14 protein-coding genes and 2 pseudogenes are annotated in these 18,098 nt (G+C 62.5%); 7 read left to right on the top strand and 9 right to left on the bottom strand.

The genetic code is table 11. From position 1 onward, the window contains the following. Positions 1 to 208: 208 nt before the first annotated feature. Positions 209 to 787 (bottom strand): annotated as a pseudogene (locus KHO33_RS36730) (porin); the annotation flags it as partial. Between the two features lie 80 nt (positions 788 to 867). Next, positions 868 to 2,505: a 3-(methylthio)propionyl-CoA ligase gene (locus KHO33_RS36725; protein ID WP_200567665.1), complete on the bottom strand. Its 1,638-nt coding sequence runs from the start codon at positions 2,503 to 2,505 to the stop codon at positions 868 to 870. Positions 2,506 to 2,527: 22 nt separating this feature from the next. Between KHO33_RS36725 and KHO33_RS36720 the strand changes: the two are divergent. Continuing rightward, positions 2,528 to 3,982 (top strand): annotated as a pseudogene (locus KHO33_RS36720) (helix-hairpin-helix domain-containing protein); the annotation flags it as partial. 160 nt (positions 3,983 to 4,142) lie between these two features. Here KHO33_RS36720 and KHO33_RS36715 read toward each other — a convergent pair. Further along, entirely contained in the window at positions 4,143 to 4,868 is a 726-nt protein-coding gene (locus KHO33_RS36715; protein WP_200567664.1) for a response regulator transcription factor, read from the bottom strand. 539 nt (positions 4,869 to 5,407) lie between these two features. Here KHO33_RS36715 and KHO33_RS36710 point away from each other — a divergent pair. Then, complete coding sequence (locus KHO33_RS36710; RefSeq protein WP_200567663.1) at positions 5,408 to 6,010, top strand: hypothetical protein; 603 nt, start codon at positions 5,408 to 5,410, stop codon at positions 6,008 to 6,010. A gap of 721 nt (positions 6,011 to 6,731) precedes the next feature. Here KHO33_RS36710 and KHO33_RS42715 read toward each other — a convergent pair. The 5 genes from KHO33_RS42715 to KHO33_RS36690 form a co-directional block, all read right to left on the bottom strand. Continuing rightward, positions 6,732 to 6,863, bottom strand: coding sequence for a hypothetical protein (locus KHO33_RS42715; protein WP_267915786.1), 132 nt, complete (start codon positions 6,861 to 6,863; stop codon positions 6,732 to 6,734). Positions 6,864 to 7,130: 267 nt separating this feature from the next. Beyond that, positions 7,131 to 9,050 carry an SMP-30/gluconolactonase/LRE family protein gene (locus tag KHO33_RS36705; RefSeq protein ID WP_200567662.1) on the bottom strand — a complete coding sequence of 640 codons (1,920 nt, stop codon included), beginning with the start codon at positions 9,048 to 9,050 and terminating at the stop codon, positions 7,131 to 7,133. Between the two features lie 304 nt (positions 9,051 to 9,354). Next, entirely contained in the window at positions 9,355 to 10,167 is an 813-nt protein-coding gene (locus KHO33_RS36700) for a hypothetical protein (RefSeq protein WP_200567661.1), read from the bottom strand. A gap of 36 nt (positions 10,168 to 10,203) precedes the next feature. Beyond that, positions 10,204 to 11,793 (bottom strand): outer membrane protein assembly factor BamB family protein, encoded by a 1,590-nt coding sequence (locus KHO33_RS36695; RefSeq protein WP_200567660.1) that lies wholly within the window; start codon positions 11,791 to 11,793, stop codon positions 10,204 to 10,206. A gap of 145 nt (positions 11,794 to 11,938) precedes the next feature. After that, the gene (locus KHO33_RS36690) at positions 11,939 to 12,886 is read right to left on the bottom strand and encodes a glycosyltransferase family 2 protein (protein ID WP_200567659.1); all 948 of its coding nucleotides are present in this window, start codon (positions 12,884 to 12,886) and stop codon (positions 11,939 to 11,941) included. Positions 12,887 to 13,565: 679 nt separating this feature from the next. Between KHO33_RS36690 and KHO33_RS36685 the strand changes: the two genes are divergently transcribed. The 4 genes from KHO33_RS36685 (at position 13,566) to KHO33_RS36670 (ending at position 16,433) form a co-directional block, all read left to right on the top strand. After that, the gene (locus KHO33_RS36685) at positions 13,566 to 14,546 is read left to right on the top strand and encodes a transposase (protein WP_200567658.1); all 981 of its coding nucleotides are present in this window, start codon (positions 13,566 to 13,568) and stop codon (positions 14,544 to 14,546) included. An 80-nt stretch (positions 14,547 to 14,626) separates the two neighbouring features. After that, entirely contained in the window at positions 14,627 to 14,902 is a 276-nt protein-coding gene (locus KHO33_RS36680) for a DUF2513 domain-containing protein (RefSeq protein WP_200567657.1), read from the top strand. A 282-nt stretch (positions 14,903 to 15,184) separates the two neighbouring features. Next, entirely contained in the window at positions 15,185 to 15,358 is a 174-nt protein-coding gene (locus KHO33_RS36675; protein WP_200567656.1) for a hypothetical protein, read from the top strand. 202 nt (positions 15,359 to 15,560) lie between these two features. After that, positions 15,561 to 16,433, top strand: a complete 873-nt coding sequence (locus KHO33_RS36670; protein ID WP_200567655.1) for a mechanosensitive ion channel family protein — start codon at positions 15,561 to 15,563, stop codon at positions 16,431 to 16,433. Positions 16,434 to 16,595: 162 nt separating this feature from the next. Here KHO33_RS36670 and KHO33_RS36665 read toward each other — a convergent pair whose 3' ends face one another. Beyond that, positions 16,596 to 16,955 (bottom strand): hypothetical protein, encoded by a 360-nt coding sequence (locus KHO33_RS36665; RefSeq protein WP_211629275.1) that lies wholly within the window; start codon positions 16,953 to 16,955, stop codon positions 16,596 to 16,598. Positions 16,956 to 17,044: 89 nt separating this feature from the next. Here KHO33_RS36665 and KHO33_RS36660 point away from each other — a divergent pair, with 89 nt between their 5' ends. Next, positions 17,045 to 17,515 carry a hypothetical protein gene (locus KHO33_RS36660; RefSeq protein WP_211629273.1) on the top strand — a complete coding sequence of 157 codons (471 nt, stop codon included), beginning with the start codon at positions 17,045 to 17,047 and terminating at the stop codon, positions 17,513 to 17,515. The last annotated feature ends 583 nt before the right edge of the window (positions 17,516 to 18,098 follow it).

Below are 18,098 nucleotides of genomic sequence, written 5' to 3'. Positions count from 1 at the left end.
ACGACGAAGGCCCGACACGTTGATCCAGTTTTGCCCTTTGCCATGACGCGCTTTTCTGAAAGGAACCCCAGCGTCGCTTTCGGCGTTGCCGCAGCATCATTCCCGCTGGCTCGCAGACGCTCGCGGGCAGCGATAGGGTTGGGACGCCGCATCGACAGGTCGACCGGCTGGCCAGCGGCGATGTCAGGAAGCAGCTTCCGAAGCGCTGTAAGGCTGCACCATAGAACTTCGGCGACTGGTAGACCAGCGCGTTGTCGTCATACAGCGCGCCGATCGGGCCGTTCGTGCTGGTGCCCGGCCAGCCCGCCGCCTGGTTCATGCCAAGCCACGCGGTCAGGATGCTGCCAAAATATTGGGCGCCACGTACGTCGGTGTCATACATCGCATAGATCATCGGCACGATCTGCCGGCCCGCGTCGAAGGTGCCGAACGGACCCGACACGCCAACTGTCGTTTGCTGATTGAAGACCGCGGAAGCGCCCGGTGCGTCGGCCAGTCCCAGTTTCCCGGTACCGCTGTTGAACACCCCCTGCAGCTTGAAGTTGATCTTGTAGCCGCCCCCGATGTCTTCGACGCCCTTGAGACCCCAGGTGCTCGCATAGATGCCGCCGTCCTTGAACGCGTACACCTTCCCGGTATTCGGCGCCTTCGGCGAGAACGAAGCCGCCGACGTGCTCTGATACAGCAATCCAGAATCGATGGTGCCATACAGCGTGACTGACGATTGCGCGTATGCCGCGCCTCCTGTAGCAACCAATGCGGCCGCCGCGATGCATTTCAATTTCATTGCGTCTCCAGTTTTTGTGCTTTAAACAACCCGTAACGACATACGTCGCTATACAACCCAAAAGATCGCGAGCTGGCTTATCACGCCAGCAGGTAGTCCTGAAACGCTTCGCGCAGCTGGTTCTTCAGCACCTTGCCGGTGGCGCCGAGAGGCATTGCTTCGACGAACACGACGGCGTCGGGGGTCCACCACGTCGCAATTTTTCCTTCGAAGAAGGCCAGCAATTCCTCAACGGACACCTGTGCATCGGGCTGCTTCACGGCGAGCAGCAGCGGGCGCTCATCCCACTTCGGATGCTTTGCCGCAATGCACGCCGCGGTCGCTATCGCGGGGTGCGAGCTTGCGATGTGCTCGATTTCGATCGAGCTGATCCACTCACCACCGGACTTGATCACGTCCTTGCTGCGATCGGTGATCTGCATGAAGCCGTCGGCGTCGATGGTCGCGACATCGCCGGTCGGAAACCAGCCATGTGCATCGGCATCGATCTGCAAGGGGTTTCCCCCTTCGTTCCGGAAGTAGTTGCGCACAACCCATGGTCCGCGTACGAGCAGTTCCCCTGAGGTCACACCGTCCCAGGCCAGTTCCTGACCGTCCGCGCCGACGATCTTCATATCGACGCCAAACACCGCGCGGCCCTGCCTGGCTTGCACGGCGCAACGGTCCTCCGGACGCATGGCCAGGTGTCTGGCTTTCATCGCGCCGACGGTCCCAAGCGGACTCAGTTCGGTCATGCCCCATGCGTGCAATACTTCAACGCCGTACCCGTCCTGGAACTTGCGCAGCATCGCGGGCGAACAGGCCGCACCGCCAATGACGGTGCGCTTCATGCTCGAGAATTTCAGGCTGCCTTGTTCGAGCCAGGTCAGCAGGCCCTGCCATACGGTCGGCACACCGGCCGAGAAGGTGACCTGTTCGGCTTCGAAGAGCTCGTACAGCGATTTGCCGTCCAGCGCGGGACCGGGGAAAACCAGCTTGGCCCCGACCATGCACGCAACGTACGGCAGACCCCACGCGTTGACATGGAACATCGGCACCACCGGCAGGATCACATCGCGTGCCGAGCAGTTCAGCGCGTCTGGAAGCGCGGCCGCAAAGGTATGCAGCAGCGACGAGCGATGGGAGTACAGCACGCCCTTCGGGTTGCCGGTCGTGCCCGACGTGTAGCACAGCGTGCAGGCGGTATCCTCGTCGAAATTCGGCCACACGTAGTCGGGGGAATGCCCTTCGATCAGGTCTTCGTAGCACAGCAGGTTGGCAATGCCTGAATCGGGTGGCATGTGCGTGCGGTCGCTCATGGCGATAAACACTTTAATCGACCTGCAGCGGCTGGCAATGGCCTTCACCAACGGCAGGAAGGTCAGGTCGAAGAACAGGTGCTGGTCCTGCGCATGGTCGACAATGTAGGCGATCTGATCCACGTGCAGGCGCGGATTAATCGTATGCATCACCGCGCCCATGCCGGAAATGCCGTAGTACAGCTCCATGTGGCGATAGCCGTTCCACGCCAGCGTGCCGATGCGATCGGACGCCCTGACGCCCAGGCTGACGAGCGCATTGGCCATCTGACGGGCACGGCGGTGACAATCGCGGAAGGTGTAGCGATGGATGTCACCCTCTACCCGGCCTGACACGATTTCCGTATCGCCATGATGGTGATCCGCATGCGCGATAAGCGAGGAAATCAACAACTGTTTCTGTAACATCAAGCCGTTCATTCGATCGTCCATTCTCTGATACGGGGTTGATCCCGTCATCGTTGATCGGGTTGCAAAGGAGCATCACTGGTTCGACTCGAGCGCAGATCTGATCTGTCGCTTCGTCGATAGCGGCCTTGATCCCAAGACGCCGATGATCCAGCAGTGGGCGACGCTCGCCGCGCAGCTGCTTGGCTTTCCTCGCCACCTGTCGCAGCACACCGGGGGCTTTGTAATCGCGCGCGGCAAGCTGTCCCGGCTGGTGCCGATCGAGAACGCGTCGATGGCTGATCGCAGCGTCATCCAGTGGGACAAGGACGATCTTGAAGCGCTCGGCCTGCTGAAAGTCGATGTGCTCGCACTCGGCATGCTGTCGGCCATCCAGCGCACGCTCGATCTCGTGTCGCGGCAGCGCGGCGAGCCGTTCGAGATGCAAGATATCCCGCCCGAAGATGGAGCCACGTATGACATGATCTGCGCGGCAGACACGGTTGGCGTGTTCCAGATCGAGTCACGAGCGCAGATGAGCATGCTCCCCCGTTTGCGGCCGCGAGAGTTCTACGATCTCGTGATCGAAGTCGCGATTGTGCGACCGGGCCCGGTTCAGGGTGGCATGGTGCATCCGTACCTGCGCCGGCGACAGGGTCTCGAGCCGGTCAGCTACCCCGGTCCGGACGTCGAACAGGCGCTCCAGCGCACGCTCAGCGTGCTGATCTTTCAGGAGCAGGTCATGTAGGTCGCCATGCTCGCGGCGGGCTTCAGCGCCGGCGAGGCCGACCAGTTGCGCCGCGCAATGGCGGCATGGAAGCGCAAGGGCGGCCTGCAGCATTATCACGACCGCATCGTTGAAGGCATGCTCCAGCGCGGCTACGACCGCGACTTCGCGGAGTCGATCTTTGCGCAGATTCAGGGCTTCGGCGAGTACGGCTTTCCTGAAAGTCATGCGGCGAGCTTTGCGCTACTCGTCTACGCAAGCTGTTGGCTTAAGCGCCACGAGCCTGCTGCGTTCCTGTGCGCGATGCTCAACAGCCAGCCTATGGGCTTCTATTCGCCGTCGCAACTGGTGCAGGACGCAAAGCGTCACGGCGTCGGCGTGCTTGTCGTTGACGTGACGATCAGCGGCTGGGACTCCACGATGGAAGGCGATGGCAGCATGGCGCCCGTCCGTCTCGGCCTGTCTGTCATCCGTGGCATGCGGGAAGAAACGGCGCGCCGCATCGAAGCCGCACGCACTGTCAGGCCGTTCCGCGATGTCGCGGATCTTGCGAACCGCGCGCAACTTGACCGTCATGACCTTCAGGTGCTCGCGGCCGCCAATGCGCTCAAGGAGCTTGCCGGCGATCGGCGCAAGGCGTTGTGGGAAGCGGTCGCTGCGGTGCCGGACAAAGATCTGTTGCGCGCCACCGCGCGCGAGGAAGACACGCCGGCGCTAACGGCACCAACGGAAGGACAGGATCTGATTGCGGACTACCGCTCAACAGGCCTGACGCTCGTCCGTGCCACGCGAGCAGCTGTTTTGCGGGACGGTGATCGCAGCAGGTGCTGCGAAGACTTATCGCCGGAAGCCGATACAGCCACAGTTGGCGTCACAACCGCGACGGCCCACGAAAAAAATGCAGCGGCCGAAGACACGGCCTGAACGGTTCGCTACCGGCCTCTCACGCTGCTGCAGCCCTGGGCGCGCAGATGACATCGTCTATGTGCAACTGCAACAGGCGATAGCCGCTCCTGTAAACGGCCTGCAGACGGAAGCCGTTGTGCCGGCCGATCTCAAGCAGTCGCCGCAGACTCGACACATGGCTGTCGATCGTGCGCGTCACTTCGCGGCACTCGCGGCCCCACACCATCGCGAAGATATGATCGCGCGACAGCACGCGACCGGTATTCGAGAAGAACAGTGACGCCAGGCGAAACTGCGTAACCGACAGGTGCACCGGCGTGCCGCGCAGCGTGACAATCTGACGACGCCGGTCGAAGTGATACGGTCCGGCGTTGAAACTTTCATCGCCGTAGTCCGCAGGATACGCGCGGCGCAGGAGTGCTGCGACCCGCGCCTGGAATTCGGCGTGACCCACGGGCAACGCGATGTAGTCGTCGGCGCCCCAGGCGAACGCGCGCACGACGCTCACTTCGGAAACGTCCGCCGACGCGAAGATCACCGGCGTCCGGTCACCGCCCGCCGCGCGGACTGCCTTGAGCATGTCGGCACACGGGAGCCGCATCCCGCGCCAGTCGAGCACGAGCAGATCGACTGTCGAACCGGCGAGCGCTTTCGACAGGCTCAGGCCGTCGTCGTAGACGACACAGCCGTGCCCCGCCTGCACGAGGATTTTTTCGAGCAGCCTGCCCTGAACGGGGTCGCGCTGAAGGATGGCGATACGCATGAGTGATGTCCGGGCAGTTGGTCCAGGACGCGATTCTGAACTGCGCCCCCCCTGCCAGAAAATCAGATCGGTCCGAAATTGTAAAATTCTGTGTTGGCGCTCGAATGCGGGACTCGTCGGGCTGCATGAGCGCCACGATCCCGGCATGGTTGCGGATCAGCGAACAGGTGCCGACGGTCGCAAATCGGGGGGAGCCTCCCGGCCAGAAAGGCGTTTTGCGGTCCTCCGCCGACGCATAGAAGCCGCTCGCGGCCCCTGGCGGGTATCAACCTACGTCCGGGCCGCGCGAGCGGCTGTTTTGCGGGACGGTGATGGTCGCGTGGGCGGTCGTCCAAGACCGCACCCGGGCGGATCGCCCTGGCGCTGCAACGCCCGGGAATCCGGAATTTTTCGCGATGACGCAGTCCTGCCGCTTGACAGCCGGCAAAACGCGTCTAACATGGCCATCGAATCCGTATCTCCGAAATCCGCCCGAGTCAACCTCCGGCGGATTTTGTCGTATCTGCGTGGCTTTTTCCCGCGCAACACACCCCACTGCCATGAAAACCCGCTACCGGTGCCCCGACGATGCGCTGAAGGCAGCGCTCGCCCATGCGCCGCCCGCTGGGGGCACTTCGTCCGGTGAAGCGAGCGCGCAGGTCGGCTTCATCCGGCGCCGGCTCGAACAGCTGCCACCTGAGCAGCAGGCGCTGCTCACGGTCGCCTTCGCGCCGCGCAACATCTCGTGCCCGTGCCGCCGCCCCTGCTGCAGCGGCCATTATCCGAACCCCGAATGGGCACGCGCGCTGGAGGCAGTGGTGGCGCACACCGCGCCGCTGCTGAGCGGCCACCGGCCCGATATCCGGCTGCGCACGGCGATCGTGGACAACCTGCTCACCCGTACCGCCGAGACCCAGACGGACCTCGCGCAGCGCTGCGGCGTGAACCGGCAAACGGTGGCCGAACACACGGCGATCCTCGCTACCGCGCTGATGGGCACCCGGCATCAGGGCGGCGCGTTCGACCATGCGCTCGCGCGCATCGACGTGTCCTTGCGCGAGACCGGGATCGTCGGCGACCCGGTGACCGGTCCCGTTGCCGATACCGCAACTGACGCTCCTGCGACGGAAGTCGTTGAAGCCGCCGAGGCGCACACAGCGTGAAGGTGTACAGCGTGAAGCGAAAACTGGCAGGCGAGCGCAACCCGAGCCCGACCTGCGGCGAGTATTTCAGCATGACCGTAAACCAGGCTGGGTTCTGGACGACGGCGCAAACGCGGGCGCGGTCCGAAACCGGACGTCCCTTGCGAGCAGGAAGGTGAATTTCCAGTTGATGCAGGCACGCAGAAACGGCTCGCGCACCCTAGTTCTATCAACCTGCACTCACGTCTCGCCAACGGCTGTTTTGCAGGGACAGCAAGGCTCGTTATGCAGATCGTCCGGCGCGCCATCGACACGCTCGAACTTCGACTGATGGAACCGGGTCATCGCAGGTGGCGAGCGGCTTGCAGTGCGTAACGGTTACGCACTGCAAGCCGCTGCTGGTCGCCAGCGATCAGGATCCTGACATTGAACCGGGTCGCTTCGCGAATCGAGAATGCGAGGATGGAACCGGCGGGAGCTGCGCACGCCCTGTGCCTGGCATGAAGAGCGCGGCGGCGCGGCACCGTGCAGCGCGGAAGAACGAGGCCGCAGTCGCCACGCATATCGAAGGCCACGATAAGTGCTCACCGGGATCCGGCGGGCTGGAAATTCAGCCGACGGTCCTGTTATCACCCCCGAAAACGAGTCACTGATCCGGTGAACCGCGCATCGCGGCACGCAGGAGCACGCGCGAAAAGGCGATTCCCTGCGCGGAATCAGCGCCCGGCTCGCCGTGGAATCATCATCCGGTCTGGAAAATGGAATACAGGACTCGCGTTAACCACGGGATCATCACGGCCCCGACCCCGGTGATCAGGATCATGATCGCGGCGAACAGCAGCACGCGGCCGACAGTCAGAATGATTTCTTTCATACGCGATCCGTGCATTCGCCGTCGCAGGCCTGCCACCTCCGGACAGGGAACGTAACGATCATCGCCACGGCCAGAATCGCGACGATCGACCGCGCGTCAGGGAAAGCAACATCCATCATGACTGGGCACATAGGCCATCACCTTAAGCTACTCGCTGACTCGGGAGCGCGTGGGCTCCCCCCGACAGTTGAAAGCCTGGACTCACGGTACGTGGAGAGCGTCAGGCAGGAAGTCCGGTCGCTGAGCGGGCGCGACGGGCACGGGTGATCAGGGCGTCCAGCGATAAACAACGATGCTCGAGCCGTTGTAGTTATCCTTCGTGACCACGTACTCGCCGGTCGATCGAAGGTACGCCCTGATGCCGTACATCGAATCCACGTCATTGCCGACGTCTACCTTATCCGGACTGCTGCTGGTCAACGTGGTGTCCATGCGGCCGGTGCTGAGATTGAAGGCGTCGATGTTGGGCACGGTGTGGACGTAGCCGACAAAGAGATAGTTGCCGGCTGCCGCGATCGACTTGGCGTTGGCGCTGCTAAGGCTGATGACCGGATCAGGCCGGGTGGTGTTGCCTGCGAGCCAGCCGTGATACACCTCGATCCTTGTTTTCATCGCCGTCCAGTCCCAGCTCCCGGCGATGCCCTGTGCGAGGATCATGGTGTCGCTATCCGCCAGGTAGATGATCCGCGCCAATGGCCGGATTGTCCCCGGAGTGGGCGTTGCAATTGCTGCTCCCCATGTCGGCTTGCCGTTCGCATCAAAGCTGGTCAACGGATAGTGGTAGATGTGGTTGGTCCTGTCCAGATCGGCCCAGACATCGCCCCTGCCGTCGAGGCAGAATCCGCCCGTGACCTGCCGGTTTGTATTGAACGCGGGGCCCGGAATCGACGCGTCCGGAATGGCGATGTAGCCATGCGCGGCATTGAAATGGAAGAAGTAGAAGATTGGCGGGTTCTGGCCGGACGCCACAAGGATCCGGTTGGCGCCGACGGTGGCGAGTTGGCCGAAGTGCTCGTCGCGCTGGATATCGTTGATGTCGAGTCGTGGATCGGATGGGTAGTCGAACGGATCGGCGGTGTTCGCGACGAAGGTGCCTCCTGCGGTACCGGTGTAGATGTTGGTGCCGCCATAGAACCAGGTGCCATCCGTAGCCGGGTCTGGCGCGGCGACCCCCTCGAAGTTGAGGGACTGAAGCGTCCATTGCAGGTTGCCGGCAGTGTCGTACGCGTGAAGGTCGGTGCCGCCGTTGCGACCGAGATCCCAGCCTCCGCCCCACGGATTGTTGAGCACATACAGGTTGCCGGCGGAGTCCTTGCCGATGCCGGCGATGCGGGTGAACCGCTTCGCACCCACCTGGCCTTTGATTCCGGCCGTGGTGTCGAGATATCCGCCCTGAATGCCAAACGTGCCGACCAGCAGTGGAATGCCCGAGATGTTGTAGAGCTTGATATTCATGTCGGGCCCTTCGTCGCCGACCATGAGCTGCCCGATCGCCGCATCGAAATACAGCGCGGATGGTCGGGAGGCTGCGGACATCTGGATGGTGTTCAGCGGCGTGCCGGCCGGACTGAATCCGACGATCGTGCCCGCGCTCTTCTGCGCCACCCAGATATTTCCTGCGCCGTCCACGGCGAGCGCGCCCGGACCCGGGACGTTGATATCCCGCTGCCAGACACCGGCGGTGGTGAAGACCCGGACCCGGTTGCCGGGAAAGTCGCTCGCGTAAAGGAGTGAGCCCGACGTCGCGAGTCCTGTGATGACATCAGCCCGCCGCTCGGTCGTGGTTGCGCTGACGGAGATGAGAATGTCGCGTTTTTGACTGGTCCTGTCGTATCGTCCCACCGCACCACTGCCGTAGCTGGTGCTGAATTGCAACGCCGCGAAGATCGACGTGGCATTACCCGTAATGGCGCCGCCCTGAAACTCGTTGTGAAGTCCTATGGAACCTGCGCTCTGGCCATTCCGGTACATGGCGACTCCGCCCTCGTTTTCGTCCCACATCGACGCCGTATAGATGACGCCTTCGGGCGCGACCCACATGGAACGGGCGGCGTTACCCACGTGAGCGGCAAGGGTCCCGTATGTGTTCGCCAGCCAGTCGGTGGTGTATTGGGCCCGACATGCCGGCGCAATCGTCGCGATCAGTACAGCGGCGAGAAATGCGACAGAGATTCGTTTCCTGATCATGAGTGACACGCTCCTGTCGGCGAAGGCCAGAATTCTGAAGGGCCACCGGTCAGATCCGGTCGATCATATCGGGTTTCGATCCACCACAACGGGCGTCGATGCCACTCCCGGTGGTTGCGGCGGGATAGTGACGTGAGGCGTTACCGGACGCCAGACGCAAGGACCATGCAGGCTGCCCCTTACCTCGGCCAGCACCACGTTGATGTAAATTTCATTTGTCATGTAATCCTGATTAGTTATAGAAGCATTCCTGATAATGTTGATTCCGTTCGCTTTGCGCTCCTGAGTGCGATGGGACCCGAATTCATGGAGCGCTGTTTTTGCGCCTGAGGTTGGGCTGAAGGTATCGCGCGCTGAGCCGTTTCAGGAAACTGGCTGCATGCGGGTCTCCGAAGTGGAACAGCGCGATGCTGCGCACGCGCTCAGGCAGGCGCGGCGGGTGGCCGTGTAACGACTGCATGCCCCGGAAGAAGTAGATGTTCCCCGGGTGAACTGGAATTACGTGCGGGGACAGCCGGTCCCGAACAGTCGGCGTCCGCCAGATCGGGCGAACCAGAGGATGATTGACCACCGCATTCTCAGGAGTAGTGGCACTTGACCGGCGGCGCACAGGACGCCAGCCGGGGTCCAGCACGACTCCGTATGGCTCGTCAGGACGATCTCGACCCGGCAGCGGTATGAGGGCCGTGACGACACATGAATCGTAGTGGAAACGCCATGGATGCCGGAGTCTGACCGTTCCGCCCAGCACCCTGAGAGACGCGGCGACTTCAACGTCAGGTGCCAGACGCTGCATCGCCCTTTCCCATAAAGCGAGGAGGATATCGTGAAATGCGGGCGAGCAGCCCAGCGCCGCCAGTGGGCTTGCGCTGACCCAGTCACTGCCTGCAAGGCCAGAACCCTGGCCGTTCTGCCGCATTTCGTTCTCGATGAAATCCCGCATCTGGGCGAGCACCGCCGCCGGAACGACATTACGCAGGACGGCGACCCCGAACGTATCCATTACCCGGGCCAGGGCGTCGATGTCAGCCTCGGACAAAGCGCGCGGCTCTGCCCTGACTGTTTCACGAATCGAATCGTGAAACGGGTTCCGTCGGGTAAGTGTCGCGCAATACATCGGTCGTCTCCTCATGGTTCTGCTCGACCGGATGGGCTACAGGCCAAAGGCGCGAAGCTTGTGGTCCATGCCTGCCACAAAAAGCTGCCCGTTCACGACCGTCGGCGACGTGAGGATGGGCCCTGCGGGGCGCTCGGCGACCGGAAGGCTATCCGTGCTCCAGAGTATCTGGCCGCTTTTTGCGTCCACAGCGAACACCTGGTCGGCGATTCCGTCGGCGTAGTACACCACGCCGTTTGCAACGACCGGGGAAATGGCCGGGTTGTCAGAAATCGAATCCTTGCCGACCGGCTGCTGCCAGGCCAGACTGACGGAACAGGTGCTGCTGATGCCGAGCGCGAGGAGCCCGTGGTTGTCGAAACCGGTGGGCGAATGGGACGGCGCCGCCATGTACAGCTGTTTCAGCACCGGATCATACGCAGGCAGGCCGATGTTGGTCCCGGAATCCCTGGGCTGACTGATATTCAGCGTCTGCGTCGGGCCTGACTGGATGGTGGCCTGGTCATAGATAAACAGGTTGCCGGTCTTCTGGAACGCTGCGAGCATGGGCGGGCAGCCTCGGGGCTGGAACAGCGGCGCGGTCGCACCGAAGTCCGCGTCCTGTGTTGTGGGGGCCATCGGCGAGTTGGATGCGGTCACGGCCAGGCTGCTGGTGAGTGCGACGACGTGTTCGGCAAACGCCGCGTTCTGCGGATTGGCGAATGCGTTTCCCGTGAGCGCATAGACCGCTGATCCACCGCGCACGACCGAGACGCCGCCCGGTCCCCAGATGCCGCCGCCGTTGGGCCCGCTGGCCCCATCCGGGTACCAGCGCTGCAGGATCGCGCCGTCGGGGATCGATACGCGCACGACCTGTCCGTGGTACGGCGTGGTATCACAGGTGCTGGCCGTCGTGAGGTACAGCGAGGTGCCGAACTGCGTACTCACGCTGAGGGTCGGGCTGCCGTAGACGTAGGTCTTCGGAGCCACATTCGCTGGATCGGGGATCATCACGTGCAGCGCGGGCAGGTCCGCGCCGGTGGCCAGATTGTACGCGTGCAGAAAACCGTCCCCGCTCACGATGTACATCTGGTTCCGGCTGCGGTCGATGGTCGGCGTTCCGATGAAACCGATGTTGCCGCCTGATGCGGCGAAGTCGCTGCAGGTGGTATGCACGGGCACGACGTGCTGCTTCCAGATGGTAGCCCCGGTGGATGCGTTCAGCGCGAACATGTCCCCCTGCAGCGTCGCTGCATAGACAACATCGGTCAGCACCCCGTTGATGCTGACGCCTGCCGCCAGTGTCGGCTGGGTCAGCATGGGCCCACCGAGATCCGTCGTCCAGTGGGTCCGCAAACTCGCCACATTGGATGTCGCCAGGACGGTCTCGACGGGATTGTTCCCGGTCCGTTGGGCATTCATGCCGAACGTGGGCCAGTCAGTCGCAGTGAAGGACGGGGCGAGAGCTGCGCCGGGCGTCATCGCGCGTGTCGCGGCGCTCACAGCCACTGGAGCCAGCAACGGCGCATCCTCCACTGGCGCGGTCTCCGCCGGGGTTTGCGCCCGGGCGCCTGGACCGGCTGAAATGACGAAAGTCACTGCGGCGACGAGTCCTGCAAGTCTGGAGTGGAAGGGTGCACTGGTCATGAGACACCTCGTGAACGTCAGGTTATTGAACACATCTGGAGAGGACAACCTGCCGCCGGCGTCTCGCTACAGCTTTGCCGGCAGCAACATTTCCGATCACGCTTCTTCGCTGGCGGATCGGGGGTTGCGTTTTTGCAGCCGCAGCTCAGCGCACCATGAGACCGAACAGCGATCGGGCAATCAGCATCAGGTGGTAATAAAGGCGCGCACTGAATCCGTAGTTGTACGCTGACAGGTGCCCGAGCGCGATCCGCAATCCCTTCAGCGGCGCGTGATTCTTCGAGTGGACCGAGACGACGATCGGCACGAGGCGCCGCAACGCGAGCGTGCGGGCGGGCTCCAGCTGACGGTCCAGTGCCAGGCTGGTGACAAATGCATAGGCGGACACCGAGGCGGCACGGGTCGAGCCGCGCGTGTCCGTCGAGATCGAGATGTCCGTCTTGCGGTAGTACGAGACATATTCGTTCAGGTAGTAAACCTGCTGCGCTGCGAGACACAGCTCGGTGCCGAACACGAAATCGCAGCACGTCCCGAACTGTTCCCTGTAGCTGATCCGCTTGACGAGCTCCGCCTTCGCGAGCCAGCCGTTGTTCGGGAACATCTGGATCAGGCCTGTCCGGCCGGGGAGGTTCTGCAGTCCCTCCGCGCTTTTCGTGCGATGGAAATCGGCGTTGAGCCGGTCGCTGACCGCACGGTCGACATGACCCGCCTGATCGACCTCGTACTGGTCGGCAAACGCGACGTCCAGATCGGGATGACGCTCCCATAGCGAAACCAGCCGCTCGACACCGTCTTCAACCAGGTAATCGTCGTCGTGGATCAGCAGGATCCTGTCGCCACTGGCGCGCGCGAACAGGCTGGCGACATTGCGCGCCTGGCCGAGCGGCGGCTCGTTTCTGACGTAGCGGATGCGCGGATCATGCGGGTATCGCGCGGCCATCAGCCGCTGCGTCCGGTCATCCTTCGAATCGTCGCCAACCACAATCTCGATGTTCGCGTGCGTTTGCGCGAGGCACGATTCGAGACACTGGACGATCAGTTCCGGGCGATTACAGGTTGGTAAACAGATGGAGACCTTGCAGGGTGTCGTCATGACTTCGCCTCGATGCTGGGGAGGGGCACGGCAGCCGGTGCGTTCTGCGAATGCAATGCACACTGCCACATGCAGGAAAGTAGACGAAAAAGCAAAAAGAAAATGCTCAATAAATCGGCAAAAAATCGCAGGTAATTCTGGAAGACGGGTTTCACCATGACGGGGCGGATGGGCGTCGCGCCCCGATTGCTGCTTACGACCCGGTATCAGGGGCGACGTCGCGCGAGCCACGTAGCGATTCGAAATTACAGATCAATATTTCAGGATGCTTTCGTTTTTTGGGGGGAGATTCATGCAAGGACATGTAAACGTCTCTCCAGTCGGCCGTGTTATGCCACGCTATACTGCTTTTCATTACGAATCGTAAAGATGGAATAAAAATTGAAGTCATAAATCTGTCATGACTTGCCACGCATATTTGTATCCAAACCCAGTATATGGAAATGGATATTCGGCCAGGCTATTGGCAATGGTAGGCTGCCGGCACAAAATCTCCATGCACGAGTGAGACCCCGTTGCGTGCGTCAATTCGTGGGCAAATCCGCCCTGCCGATGTGCAGTGTTCGCGGATGTTCCCCAAGGGCGTACAGCAGAACTGTGCAACCGAAGTGGCGCAACACGAATGACCGGTTCGTGATTCGCCCTGGTCGCGGCCCGGCCTGGCTGCGTGGAGACACTCATGTGCTTCGATGAACTGAGTAATGACGAATGGTCCTGCCTCGCGACACTCCTGGCTGACGAACCCGGCTCCCTGAACCGGCGGGGGCGGCCTCGTGCCCAGGCCCGGCCAGTGGCCAATGCGGTGTTGTGGATCATGACGACGGGTGAACCCTGGTCCAGGTTACCCGGCCGCTATCCTTCCGGTCCGACGTGCCGGCACCGCTTCGAGGAGTGGCTGGGTGCCGGTACGCTCGCGCAGATGATCAGCGTGCTGTCGGGCTTCGGGCGCACGTTCGCCTGCATTCCGCAGGCGTCGGTGGCACGCGCCGCACGGTCTGGGCGGGTGCACGACGCGGACGGCCCGCATGGCATCGTCTGGACGAGTCCCGAAAGTTGGCGGACCTCAGCTGTTGATGCCAACGCCTGCCAGCCGGCCGATGCGATTTCCGCGATGACCCGGCAACTGTCCGGAACGACGGATCAGGACGATCTGATCCCGCGCAACTCACCCGCCTGCGCGCGCGCAAACCTGTCCGCGCCCTGCCAGCCAGACCCTCGCTGCGGTGCGTTGTGGACCAATCCTGCATGGAGCAGCGCGCAGATCGAAGCGTACCGGGACCACACGATCCACGCATCGGCGCAGCCCGTACCGCAGCAGATGTATCGCGCGTGCGTGCAGATCGTGAAGGACGGCCAGCGCGTCGAGCGTTCCGGACTGATCGGCCCGCGCTTTGCTGACACGGAAGCGGCAGAACGGTACGCGCTCGACTGGGCACGTCAATGGATCGACCGCGAGTGCGCCACCCTCGCCCAGCGCGCCGGGACGAGGGCGGTCAGGAACGTGTCGACGGCGCCGGTTCCACAGCCCGCTGACGAGGCCATCAGGCGGTTCGCACAGGAGCATCGCGAGCCGGCGGCGGATCGTCGCGGCAATGGCGCACCTTCACCGCTTCACGATGCCCGGACCTACCTGTCAGGTGATCTGAGGCGCGTCGGCTGAAGTACCGGTCGAGGAATTGGGTATCGAGCCGCGTGGACCGCCCTCTGTTGCGGGTGGGCCTTTTTGAAGGAAGCGCTAACGTGAATGGCAAACGTGACCTTGTCCTGATCCGCAAGATCCTCGAGCACGTCGAGGCCAACACCTCGATCCAGATTCCGCCGAAGCTGGAGTTCAAGACGTTCGACGGCTATGACCAGGGTGTGGTCGTGCTGCACATTGTGCTGTTACGCGAAGCCGGATTCATTGTCGCGCATGTGGACGCCCGGTCTGAGGTGAATGTTTCCATCGAGCGGCTAACCTGGGCGGGCTACATTTTTCTCGATCAGCTTCGCAAGGCTGGGGACGCTGCCGGGTAGCCAGTTCGCCCGAAGCCAGATAGTCCTTCATGGGATACTCGCTTCGAACCTGATCGCAATCCGAAACGAATTATTTCTGAATACGAAGTAACCGTTTGAACGCGCTGCGATGCCCGGCTGCGAAGCGGCGGCTACCATAGCGTAAGTCATACTGACTTCATCGTGAGCTTTTGCGGGATGCTCTAGCACCGCCGTCCGGTGCTTTCATGGGACCAAGGTCCAATAGCATCAGCCGTGTTGATCTGACAATATGATCATTGCATGCGCCCTGGAAATCCGGACGTGAACCCCTTCGTTCTGATCGTCGTTGGGCTGCTGCTCATGGCAGCGCTAATTGTCATCGTGATCGCTGCAATCGCCGTCTGGTGGCTGCGAGCTGACGAGGCCCTCGACCAGCTCACCGGTCTGGGACCGGTCCCCGAAGACGATCCCGACGTCGCGCGGGATCAGGAATGACATGACCCGGGGAAGGGTTTGATGAGCGGGGGTTGCCATGGGCATGATCGGCGGGATACATGAAATGTTCGCGCTGCACGTGTGTGCCGCAAATCTGCCGGAGCTGGTGCGCGGGTATGTGCGACCCTGAGCATCAGGAGGCCGCCCGGCCTGGTGCCACCCCATGGGGTGTACGACGCGTGTCTCAATGATTGTCCAGACCATGCAAAAGCTTTTCTCCGAAGTCCCGACACCTCAGTGGAATTTCCTCTGGGATGCGCTGGCGTCATTCTCGATGCGCCTGCTTGCTGCGATATTGGTACTGGCAGCAGGCTGGTGGGTGTCACGCCGCGTCTCACGCTGGCTGAGCCGCTTGCTCACCCGTCAATCGCGTGTCGACGCCACACTGGGCCCGATCCTGCGCGACACAAGCCTGTGGGCTATTCGCGTCATCGCGATCGTAGGAGCCTTGTCGCAAGTGGGCATCCAGACCGCGAGCATTGTCGCCGTGTTCGGCGCCGCCGGCCTCGCGATCGGTCTCGCGCTGCAAGGCACGATGCAGAACATCGCAGCCGGTATCATGCTGTTGCTGCTGCGGCCGTTCAAGGTCGGCGACTATATCGACGGCGGTGCGGGCACGGTCGAGGAAGTCAGCCTGTTCACGACGCGCCTCACCAAGCCGGATGGCATCTGCGAATACGTGCCGAACAGTGCGCTGTGGAGCAATTCGATCCGCAACTACAGCAGTAATCCGACGCGCCGTCTCGATCTCGAAGTGGAAATCTCCATGCGCGACGACGTGGATCGCGCACTCGCTGCGCTGCATACGCTCGCTGCCGGTGATCCGCGTGCACTCAAAGACCCCGTGCCGCGGGTGATGGTCAGCCGCTTCGACGACAGCATTGCGGTGCTGAATGTCCGCGTGTGGGCGAACATCGACGTGTTCTGGGACATGCGCTGGGACCTCGCCCGAAAAGTGCGGAAAACGCTGACCGACGCGCAATGTGGGTTGCCACTACGCACTCGCGAGCTGCAAATCGTGCAGGGTGGAATGGGCAGCGACGGGCTACCTGGCCGGCGGGAGGACATGCAATGAAAGCTGGCCGACCTGAGTCCACTCGCCGCTTCATGCGCGCGTCGCTAATGCTTCGCGCTAAAGCCGTCAGGTGGATGATCGGCAGACGGGCTTCCATTGCTCTCGAACGGTTGCGCCGACGATACTGGTCGAACTGCTACGCAAGGCTCGCGTCGGTCGCGTTCAAGCGGGGGACCGCATAGCGCCTGTCAGCTTCCATCGCAGGCGGAAGTACGTCGTGCCGTCAAACAGCGTCGCCGTGGCGTTCACCACGACATCACGCCGTTCTTCCGGCAAGTCGTGTGATCGGATGGGGGTGACCTTCTTCCCGGCTTTCGCTGGGGGCTGCCCTTGACTCTGGCTGACTTTGCTCGATTCGGTGCGGCGTAGTGCCGACGCAACCAGGCGGCGAACGTACACAGGATGTTCGTCGTACTTAACCGTTCCGCGTCGGCATACTGCTGCCGGCTGGAGAAAAAACAGAAGTTGGATGTGCTGGTCGAAACGGTGGTCGCCACAGGCGTGCTGCTTGCCCTGTTTCACGTGCAGCGCGACACCTGGCTCCCGTGGTCGACGCGGGGCACGCGGCCGGTCTCGACGCAGCTCGCCATCGACGAGCGGATTTTGCTGCCATGCAGGGCGCCGATATCGGTGCGCCGGGCGCACCATACGCCCCTCAATCGAAGCGCCGCCCCGAAACCGAGTGCCCGGGACAGGAGGAAATTATGAGACGCGCATTGATACTGAAACGAAAACTGTTGATGCGCCGGCGCTGCCATCCCGAAACCATTGGAAGCACGCCGACCACGATGCCGCTACTGCTGCTGAGCGGTGACAGGACGCACGACAACGAAATGACGGCGGACGAGCGTGCGCAGGCTGTGGCCATGCTCGATGAACTGCTGGCTGCCGCAAGTGCCAACGGCTTCACGCGGACCGACACGTTGCGAACGCTGCTTGCGAGGGGCGACCGGTCGGCGCACGCGGTTGCGCTGGCCCATGAGGCGATGACTTTCATTTCCGTGGAAGAAATCGGCGCGATGCTGAAGCACACGTATCGGCCCGTTGCTGAGGGCAATGGGCCTGGCAGCGAAACAACGTGATGATTGACGGACTGATTGCAGGCAAAATGTACGGCAAACCGCTCACGCGCTGTGGCGCGAACAGCAGTCCCTTCGGAATGGCGAAGGTGATACTGCGAACGGGCCGAAGCCGGCGACGGGAAGACGCGTTCGGCGCGCATTGCGCCTTGCGGTCATGGCTGGAGCGGGCAACGGATCGTGCGGTATCGTGTGCCCGCGAACCCTGACGGGGCGGCAACTTCGTCAAAAGCAGTACTCACCGCACGGGGCCGGTAGTGCCGTGCATCTTCGCAGCAGCAAGAACCGGCATGCCTGAAAGACGGCACTGAAGCCGGCCTCGAAAGGGTCGGCTTTTTTGCTGGTGGCCGTACGGGCGGATCATCATGTGAAGGGCATGTCGTAACAGTCTCACCAGCATGGGCGGGCACAGCGGCAGTCTCATCCTGACAGAAAAAGGCGCACCCGGAGCCGGCCAGTCGCGGTCGCATGAAACGATCGGGATAGGGGCAGGCCTCGCGGCCCGACCCCTCCCACACCACCGTGCGTACGGGTCCGTACACGGCGGTTCGGATCGGTTGACCGGCTATGTTCGTAACGATGGAAG

This window comes from Paraburkholderia nemoris (assembly GCF_905221015.1).
Lineage (GTDB): Bacteria > Pseudomonadota > Gammaproteobacteria > Burkholderiales > Burkholderiaceae > Paraburkholderia > Paraburkholderia nemoris.
This window is presented reverse-complemented; position numbering and strand designations above follow the sequence as displayed.